The organism is Microcoleus sp. BM001215392, assembly GCF_036700185.1.
In the GTDB taxonomy this organism is placed as follows: domain Bacteria; phylum Cyanobacteriota; class Cyanobacteriia; order Cyanobacteriales; family Microcoleaceae; genus Microcoleus.
On record NZ_JAUBOJ010000353.1, the window covers coordinates 1 to 8,249 of the forward strand.

Below are 8,249 nucleotides of genomic sequence, written 5' to 3' on the forward strand. Positions count from 1 at the left end.
CGGAGGTCATGCTTCGCCCCTACGGATATATTCGCTTGCATTGAGATGCACCCGTACTACGAACCCTGCTTTTATTCTGCGGACTGAAGTCCGTACTACGAACCCTGCTCAATTTGTGTTAGTAAGCAAGTTTTATTTGTTGCTTAAAACCACCCTTTCTTTTTCAGGGTTGAAGCTCTTTGGGCTACCTTAATTAAATCTCTAGGCGACGTATTTTTATCGACAGTAATGCGAGAGATACGATAATTATTTTCTAGTCTGTTTACTCTGAATAAACGGTCATTGTACAAAAAGCCTGTTAAATGATATTTAGGCAAAATCTGTTCTACTTCCGAGTCTGAGGCGCCGTAGGGATAGGCGATGTGAGCGCCGATTACTTTATTTTTGTCTAAATCTCCCATACATTTTCTCAATTCTAACTTTGATTTTGCAATTTCAAACTCTAATTCTTTACCGCTGATTTTAGTGAGATTTTTGTGAGTAAACCCGTGAGACTGAACGTCATAAAAACCTTTTTGATATCCATCTCTTAAATCGTTGCAAGTTGTGTGGGCTAAAAAATCTTTACCCATATAAACGCCTAAAAAGTGAGGATTGACAAATAAGACAAACTTGCCCTTGTCTTTGTAAATAACTGAAAGTTTTTCTAAAAGCGGAAGTGCATTTTCATGAACGCCTTTGTAGCCGTCGTCAAAAGCGATCATAATCGGTTTTTGACCTAAATTTTGAGTTGGTATAGGCTGCGATTTTTCGATAAAATATACGTACAAGTCTTGAGATGATAAGAACCAATAGTTTTCTTTAATTAGATATTCTAAAAAAACTGACAAATCTTGTTTGGTGTAGTCAGTGGGAAAAGCGAGCCGCTTCGGGGGTAATTCGGCCCAATTGCGAGTGTCTACAATGTCGTGAAAGCCGATTATAGGAATTCTGACGAAATTAGATTCTACTGTCCAGCCTGAAATGCCTATGCTGATGGCTAAAATCAGAAATAAGTAGATCGGTTTGGCTTTGTGTAGCAGCCGAGATATAAAATCTGGCAGGATTTTTGCATTTTTTAACAATTGTTGGATTGTCATACTTTCCTTATTAGTTTTTGTGCTAATCATGTCTACCATTAATAGAGCCAAATTCAGCAAGGTTGACAAGTTTTTGGCGATTTTTGGGGAATTTAGCTAGAGTTTGAGATGCGATCGCCCAAAATGATTCCCACATCCCACAATACGCTATAATCGGGGCTGCCCCGAGTGTTACCGCTGTCGGTGTGGCGATCGCAATATCGACGGCGAGTACCGGAAGGTCGATCGTACTTTTGGGAATTATCAAATCAATTCATGCCTACTCAAAACCAGACTACCCTAACTGTAGAAGCAGCACAGCAAATCCTCAAAGATTTTACTTGTCTGGATATGCAATCTGTAGCATCGCCGCTGGAAAAACAGGCGCTGCGTGAAGCGATTTTGCTGGTAGCAAGTTTGTCGGATTACCAAATGCTGGGAGTTTGCGCTGCTTCGACGGATGAGGGTTTTGCAGCTTTAGCAACTTATTTGCAAGCTTTGGGATATGATGCTGTTTTAGATCCAAATGCTTTGGCTGCATTTGCGGGTTCTGTTTATATTAAGTTTAATACTTTGAAGGGTTCGTATTATGTTGATGGATATCCGGGAACTTATCGGGGCGTGTTAGTATCGTGCCAGTTTTCCTCGGAAGATGGAGTTAGCGGGACTTACGGTCATTTACCTTTGGATTTGTTTGTTGATTGATTTGGAATTGGGAATGGGCCAAACAGGGAATGGGGCATTGGGCAAACAGGGAATGGGGCATTGGAACCAAAAACTAACAACAGTTAACAGTTAACAGTCAACTGTCAACTGTCAACTGTCAACTGTCAACTGTCAATTAACCTTTACCCACGATCAATTCTGGTTCAGGTTCCGGTTCCGGTGCTATTTCGTCTGGTGAGATGCCGAGAATTTCGCTGTACAAATTGATATATTTTCTGGCAGAAATATCCCAGCCAAAATCTTCTTTCATGCCGCGCTTTTGCAGTTCTTTCCACTTATCTTTGTAGCGGAAACCTTCCCAGGTTCGGATCATGCAGGTGAACAAGTCGAGGGGTTCGTAGCGATCGAAACAGTAACCTGTGCCGGTATCATTAATCGGGTCGTTGTGGGAAACGGTATCGACTAAACCGCCGGTGCGGCGCACCATGGGGACGCAGCCGTAGCGGAGGGCGAGCATTTGGCTGATGCCGCAGGGCTCGAAACGGCTGGGCATTAGGAAGGTGTCGCAGCCTGCGTAAATGCGACGGGAGAGGGCGTCGTTGTAGAGTAATTGGGTGGACATCCGGCCGGGATAGCGGGCGGTCATTTGCCAGAGTTGGGTTTCGTAGTAGCGATCGCCCGTTCCGAGTACAATAAACTGAGCGTCGGTATAGGCCATGAAGCGATCGAGCATTTGAATGATCAAATCCAATCCCTTCTGTTCTACCAGCCGTGTCACCATGCCGATTAACAAGGCATTTTTATTCACTTCCAAACCGACTTCTTCTTGCAGCGCAATTTTGTTAACTGGGCGCTTTTCAATAGTATCAACACTAAATTGTTGATGGAGGTATTTGTCAGTTTCTGGATTGTAAGATTCTGTATCTATTCCGTTCAAAATCCCCGACATTTTGCCGCCGACGTAAGACAGCAAACCTTCCAATGTTTCTCCGTAGGCTGCGGTTTTGATTTGCTCGGCGTAGGTGGGCGAAACTGTATTTACGCGATCGGCAAACTGTACTGCCGCAGCCATTGTATTGTGACCTTGCATATACCAAGGACACCAAGTCATTTGTTCCAAACGCCAGCGCCAGGGGCCTTGATAAGCTAAATTGTGAATAGTAAAAACCGTGCTGATATCCGGGTCTTGCTTCATCCAAACAGGTATCATCCCCGTATGCCAATCGTGACAGTGCATAATTTGCGGCTTCCAGTGATTCCAGGCAAATTCAGCAGCAGTATTAGCAAAGAAAGTGAACCTCCAATCTTCATCCACGCCGCCGTAAACGCGGCGGGGTAAGAAAGATGGATGTTGCATTAAGTATAAAGGTACATCGGTTCCCGGCAAAAGAGTTTCAAAGACGGAGAAGCTTTGGAACATGGCTTCCCCATTCCAAACGGGTTTTTTGGGAACGTCCATTTTGTCGGGGATGAAGCCGTAGTAGGGCATGAAGATGCGGACATCGTGACCCATGCGGCGCAGAAATTTAGGCAAAGCGCCGACGACATCGCCCATACCGCCTACTTTGGCAAGGGGTGCTGCTTCGGCGGATACAAATAAAATGCGCATTATTTTTTTGTGTTCCTTGGGATAGTGAATCTAGATTAAGTTTAAATGGCGAGTGGCACAATATTAACGCGGTGTGCAAAAACAAGTATAAATCTCAGTTGCACGGGTGGCGATCGCATTTTACTCAAAAGTGCGACCGGCATTTTTCCATCCCTGCGGATCGGAGTTGCGCAGCCGTAAACTTTGATGGCGATCGCTTTGCCGATTTTATGATAAATATTGTACAAAATCTGTAGGGGCTGGTTCGCAGATAAATTTTGCCACCCATAATCTTTCTCAATCAGCCCTCACCCAACCAATAACCCGGAACCACTATCTCCCGCACCGTTAAATTGAATTGATTCTTAATTTTGGGCTGGGGTGAGGGGTGTTTTTTGTCATTGCTCGATCGCTCTCTCTGATTTGGGCGAAACCGCCCCTACATGAATTGTCAAATAATAGATGTCAGATCGATCGCCCTTTCGATCGATCCGCGTTAATTTGCGGTAAAAAATAATGGCTTAACTTTACCAACAAGCGAAATATCAAATATGTTGAAGTGAGCGATCGCCCTTTTGACCTGTTCTCAGAAAAAGTGCGATCCAATAGCTGCAAGCTTCGCCAACGCGCCAATCCACAGATTACCGACAACTAGCAACTAATTCTGTGAATCATCTTGAAAAGTCTCCTCAAATCCAGCTAAGAAGTCATCCAAAGCTTCCGAGGCGATCGCCAAATTAATACTATCAGCATCTTCCAATCCCCACGTATTCACACCAACCACTTGGCCTGCCATATTAATCAACGGCCCGCCCGAATTGCCGGGATTGATCGCCGCATCAGTTTGCAACACCTTCACCTCAGCAACTTCATCTTCATCTTCCTCGCCTACCTCATACTCTTCCGGTTCGCGAATTTCACTAATGATACCTTGAGTTACTGTTACAGCAAATTGTCCTAAAGGATTGCCGACAGCAATAACTTTATCACCCACTTTCACATCAAAAGATAGCTCTAGGGGAGCATATTCTTGGGGAGATTGCACTTGTTCTCCTGTTTCCGGGTCGAAGGTAAAATCGCTAATTAACAGCAATGCTAAATCTTCTTCCCCATTACCAGTAAATACCACCTCTGCCAATCTCAATTTTCCGTCATAAGTTTCCACTAAAACCTGTTCGACTTCATCTTCCTCGTAGAAGTAATCTTCATCGGCAATATCTTCGACAACGTGATAGTTAGTGACCATGATATCCGGCGACACAAAAAAGCCGCTTCCCGAAGAAATCTCTTCTCCTGTATCCCAATCCATCACGTAAATTGAAACTACCGATTCCAAGATTTTATCTACGACATCCGAAGCAGTGCCGCTCTGAGTTTTAAACTCTTTTAATTGCTGCTGTAAAGCTTTTTTGTCGGCCTGCATTTTGCGATAAAGTTCCTGAACTTTTTTCAATTCAAGCTTTAATTGAGTTTCTCTAGCGCTCATATTTTGCCTTTCCCTGAAATAGTTTGCTGATTTATTTTCGATCTTGGATTGTAGATTGTGGAGCGGTATGTTGACGGCTATTTAGACTAAGATTAAATAAACCCGGTTTTTCCGAACAATCCTGGGCTTTACACCCTAGCATCCATCCATAAACCGGGTTTCTCAACAGCCGTCCTAAATTAGTCAGATTTTTTTGAAACAATCGGCAATTTTATCTAAAATTCCATAAAAAATCTACAAACATACTGCTACTATACCTGTGAAAGCACTAGCTAACCGCCTGTTATTTTTATTTTATAAAAGGCGATGTTTCGCATCTACAATGATTCACAATATAGATGCCGGGCTGGTTTAGGAACCGCGTTTAACTTCGACAAAAATCTCCTCCAAAATTTCGCTGGCTCCCTGTTCGCGCAGGCGGTGAGCCAGGTCAATACCGAGCTTTTCAGCAGTATCTGCTGTACCGGAAACAGTATCTTTGACGAAGCGCTGACCGTCGAGACTCGATACCATACCGGTTAATGTTAATTGACCGTTTTCTATTTTAGTATTGACGCCGATGGGTACTTGACAGCCGCCTTCTAATTCCCGCAAAAATGCGCGTTCAGCATGGCATCTTTGGGCTGTTTCCGAGTGTTCGAGAGCTTTGATCACTTCCATGATTTCTGTGTCTCCGGCGCGGCATTCGATGCCCAAAGCACCTTGACCGACGGCGTGCAGGGAGATTTCAGGAGGGATAATTTGGTGGATGCGATCGCCCATTCCCAATCTTTCGAGTCCGGCGACTGCTAGAATAATCGCGTCGTAACCGCCATCATCTAATTTAGCGAGTCGAGTATTGAGATTGCCGCGAATATCTTTGAATTCAAAATAAGGGAAATGGTGCCGCAGTTGAGCCAGCCTGCGCAGGGAAGAAGTGCCGATTACGGAACCTTCGGGGAGGGTGTCGAGTTGCTTGTCTTTGTGCTTGGAGTGAACCACGAGGGCGTCAGCGGGATTTTCCCGTTCGGTGACGCATCCTAAAATTAAACCTTCGGGCAAATTGGTAGGCAAATCTTTGAGGGAATGAACGGCAAAGTCCGTTTCATTGTTAAGCATTCCCGTTTCTAATTCTTTGGTGAAAAGTCCTTTGTCGCCAATTTTAGCAAGGGCGACATCAAGAATTATGTCCCCTTGGGTGGACATGGTGTGGACTTCAAAAGTGTGTTCCGGGAATTGTTTTTGTAGCTCTGCTTGCACCCAGTAGGTTTGTACGAGGGCGAGTTGGCTTTTGCGAGAACCGATGCGGACGGTTCGGGAGGGGGCGGATGTGGTTGGGGACATAGGATCGATCGGAGGATAGCTTGAAATCAGCCAGTATATTCACCTGATCTAGCGTACCGCAGGTGGGGACTTTAATTGCTGGTTGGGACAATTCGGGCGATAAAACTGGGGCGATCGGCATTCCGACGGAAAGACAGCCGACGGTGTATGATGTGCTGGGGAATCTGGAGCCAGCTAATTTGACTGAAGAGTTTGCTCTTTGGTTGCAGCATTTGGGGAGAGAAATTTAGGAAAGAGGGGAAAAGGGCGAGCGAACTTTTAGCTCTCAGTTACAGCAATCAATAACTGAACTTCAATTCCTAAAGTCTGAGCACTGCGAGCAAGAGCCTCATCGCCAGCAACCAAAAGCAACTGATTAGAACTTGCTACTGCTAAATGTAGTGCATCTAAAGTACGCAACGGTAATTCAAAGCGACTAATCCAATCGCGAGCTAAGTTATAATGAATTGGCTCTAAGGGGATGCGAATATAAAAACCCCTGTCCAAGTCTGCCTGAAACTCTATTGCTATTTGTCTTGCATCCGACTGAGAAATTTCTGTCATGCGCACTCTTCGAGACAGTGCGGAAAAAATTTCCACTTCAACTAGCTGACTCAATCCTCGTTCAGTTTCTGTCCTCAGTAACTGCTGAGATGCTTCGCTAAGACGTTCTGGTCAGTAATTGGGAGCAATAACGCTAGTATCCAAGTAAATCAATAGCGTTCCTCCTGCCGCAGCCTAATGACTGTTGCACTCAGCGGTTCACCCTTTACTTGGATAGAGTCTCGGAGTGTTTTGAGTTCAGCTAACCGCTGTTCCTTGGATAGCGGCCCGATTACGCGAGCTACTACTTTGCCATCCTGTACGATTGTCACTTCTTCTCCTTTTGCCACCTTTTCCAAGATAGCTTGCAGATTCTGCTTGGCTTCTTCAACGCTAATCGCAGGCATCTTATTAGTTTTTTAGGTACAATTTAATTGTACATCAAATGGAATCGAAAATCGAAAATAGTATTAGCGTTGTCCTGCTTGAAGTGCAGAATTTGCGATCGCAACAACATCTGACTGCCGTCCGTTTTTGAGACTTACTCGGTACAACACCCCCAGCCTTTGCCACTCCACAGAAGCAGTGCAGTAATTACCGCAACTATTGAAATAAGTTCCCTTGATTCCGCCTGCTAATTCAATACTTCTGTAAGTATCCCTCGGCAATTGGGAAGGAGGCGAAAACGGTTCATCTCTTTTCGCTTCAATTGTGCCGAAAGTACAGGCTCCCCCGCGACATCCTTTGCCGTAATACATTTCAACAATGTAGCCGTGGGAGCCTGCTTTAATATCAAAATCAAGTTGCTGAGTATCCGATAAAGGCAGTATATTCGGTAGAAAAACTGGTACTCGGGTTTTGCCTTTGATTTGCCCAAAGATGTTACTTACAGGAAAACGAGTTTTAGCTTGATTTGCACCTGACTTGTTGGGGATTGGGGTAAACTTTTGCACAAAATCTCTCCACTGTAAAACTCTATTTTTAGCAACGTTGAGAGTGGGAATTGCATATTTTTCGACAGCCAGAGAAGGGCGGCCGTCTTTCAGATCGAAGTTGCGACGAATGACTGTATTTTCCGGTTTTCCTAATCCGTAAGTTGCGGCTGTGGAGCGGGCTTTTTCGCAACTAATTTTGAAGCGAACCATGTCAATGTTGCCATTTTCGGCTTGGTAAGACCAATTATAACCTTCAGAAGTCCGATCGCGATCGCACAAAAAACGCGAAATTTCAAACATCTTGGCAAGATGAACGTCGTAGAGGCGCAGCTTGCGGCTGCTGGTAGATTGTGCGGTATTGCGATCGGGCACAATAAATTGGATGGATTGCCAGCCATCTTTGGAGGTATAATTAAGCCAGCCAATTTCTGTCACAGACACTTGTGGACGTGCTAGGGCCCAGTTGGGTGTCAAAAGTGCGATCGTAAAAGCAGTAACCACACCAGCAAAAATCGCCCAAAATAGTCCTTTTCCCCTCATCCTGATTTCCCTGTAGACATCACAACCATTCTCTCTTGCTTCCCCAGCTTAACTGGTTTCAAGGCTCCCAAAATATATAATAGACTTGAATTGCATAAGTCTTCGATCGATACAGAAACCGCAGATGTCAG

10 protein-coding genes and 1 pseudogene are annotated in these 8,249 nt (G+C 44.7%); 2 read left to right on the forward strand and 9 right to left on the reverse strand.

Going from position 1 to position 8,249, the window contains the following annotated elements:
• Positions 1-143 precede the first annotated feature (143 nt).
• Together QT974_RS27365 and QT974_RS27370 are read right to left on the reverse strand one after the other, a co-directional pair.
• Positions 144-1,079: a polysaccharide deacetylase family protein gene (locus QT974_RS27365; RefSeq protein ID WP_333471556.1), complete on the reverse strand. Its 936-nt coding sequence runs from the start codon at positions 1,077-1,079 to the stop codon at positions 144-146.
• Positions 1,080-1,101: 22 nt separating this feature from the next.
• Entirely contained in the window at positions 1,102-1,326 is a 225-nt protein-coding gene (locus QT974_RS27370) for a hypothetical protein (RefSeq protein WP_333471557.1), read from the reverse strand.
• Positions 1,327-1,334: 8 nt separating this feature from the next.
• Between QT974_RS27370 and QT974_RS27375 the strand changes: the two genes are divergently transcribed.
• Positions 1,335-1,763, forward strand: a complete 429-nt coding sequence (locus QT974_RS27375) for a DUF1824 family protein (RefSeq protein WP_333471558.1) — start codon at positions 1,335-1,337, stop codon at positions 1,761-1,763.
• Positions 1,764-1,899: 136 nt separating this feature from the next.
• On the opposite strand, the gene glgA is transcribed toward QT974_RS27375, so the two are convergent.
• From glgA to hemC, 4 genes are all read right to left on the reverse strand, one after another.
• On the reverse strand, positions 1,900-3,333 hold the full coding sequence (glgA, locus tag QT974_RS27380) for a glycogen synthase GlgA (RefSeq protein ID WP_333471559.1): 1,434 nt from the start codon (positions 3,331-3,333) through the stop codon (positions 1,900-1,902).
• 41 nt (positions 3,334-3,374) lie between these two features.
• Positions 3,375-3,560 (reverse strand): hypothetical protein, encoded by a 186-nt coding sequence (locus QT974_RS27385; RefSeq protein WP_333471560.1) that lies wholly within the window; start codon positions 3,558-3,560, stop codon positions 3,375-3,377.
• 410 nt (positions 3,561-3,970) lie between these two features.
• Positions 3,971-4,798 carry a S1C family serine protease gene (locus QT974_RS27390; RefSeq protein WP_333471561.1) on the reverse strand — a complete coding sequence of 276 codons (828 nt, stop codon included), beginning with the start codon at positions 4,796-4,798 and terminating at the stop codon, positions 3,971-3,973.
• Positions 4,799-5,149: 351 nt separating this feature from the next.
• Entirely contained in the window at positions 5,150-6,121 is a 972-nt protein-coding gene (gene hemC, locus QT974_RS27395; protein ID WP_333471562.1) for a hydroxymethylbilane synthase, read from the reverse strand.
• Positions 6,122-6,183: 62 nt separating this feature from the next.
• On the opposite strand from hemC, the gene QT974_RS27400 reads away from it, so the two are divergent.
• Positions 6,184-6,351, forward strand: a complete 168-nt coding sequence (locus tag QT974_RS27400; protein WP_333471563.1) for a hypothetical protein — start codon at positions 6,184-6,186, stop codon at positions 6,349-6,351.
• A gap of 28 nt (positions 6,352-6,379) precedes the next feature.
• Here QT974_RS27400 and QT974_RS27405 read toward each other — a convergent pair.
• The 3 genes and pseudogenes from QT974_RS27405 to QT974_RS27415 all read right to left on the reverse strand — a co-directional run.
• Positions 6,380-6,760, reverse strand: a pseudogene (locus QT974_RS27405) (type II toxin-antitoxin system VapC family toxin); the annotation flags it as partial.
• Between the two features lie 53 nt (positions 6,761-6,813).
• Entirely contained in the window at positions 6,814-7,050 is a 237-nt protein-coding gene (locus QT974_RS27410) for a type II toxin-antitoxin system Phd/YefM family antitoxin (protein WP_333471564.1), read from the reverse strand.
• Positions 7,051-7,113: 63 nt separating this feature from the next.
• A complete protein-coding gene (locus tag QT974_RS27415; protein WP_333471565.1) occupies positions 7,114-8,118 on the reverse strand; it encodes a hypothetical protein in 1,005 nt (334 codons plus the stop codon).
• Positions 8,119-8,249: the final 131 nt, after the last annotated feature.

Coding starts and splice junctions, on each gene's coding strand:
- hemC (WP_333471562.1), bottom strand. CDS start 6,121: ATGTCCCCAACCACATCCGCCCCCTCCCGAACCGTCCGCATCGGTTCT.
- QT974_RS27390 (WP_333471561.1), bottom strand. CDS start 4,798: ATGAGCGCTAGAGAAACTCAATTAAAGCTTGAATTGAAAAAAGTTCAG.
- QT974_RS27365 (WP_333471556.1), bottom strand. CDS start 1,079: ATGACAATCCAACAATTGTTAAAAAATGCAAAAATCCTGCCAGATTTT.
- glgA (WP_333471559.1), bottom strand. CDS start 3,333: ATGCGCATTTTATTTGTATCCGCCGAAGCAGCACCCCTTGCCAAAGTA.
- QT974_RS27375 (WP_333471558.1), top strand. CDS start 1,335: ATGCCTACTCAAAACCAGACTACCCTAACTGTAGAAGCAGCACAGCAA.
- QT974_RS27415 (WP_333471565.1), bottom strand. CDS start 8,118: ATGAGGGGAAAAGGACTATTTTGGGCGATTTTTGCTGGTGTGGTTACT.
- QT974_RS27410 (WP_333471564.1), bottom strand. CDS start 7,050: ATGCCTGCGATTAGCGTTGAAGAAGCCAAGCAGAATCTGCAAGCTATC.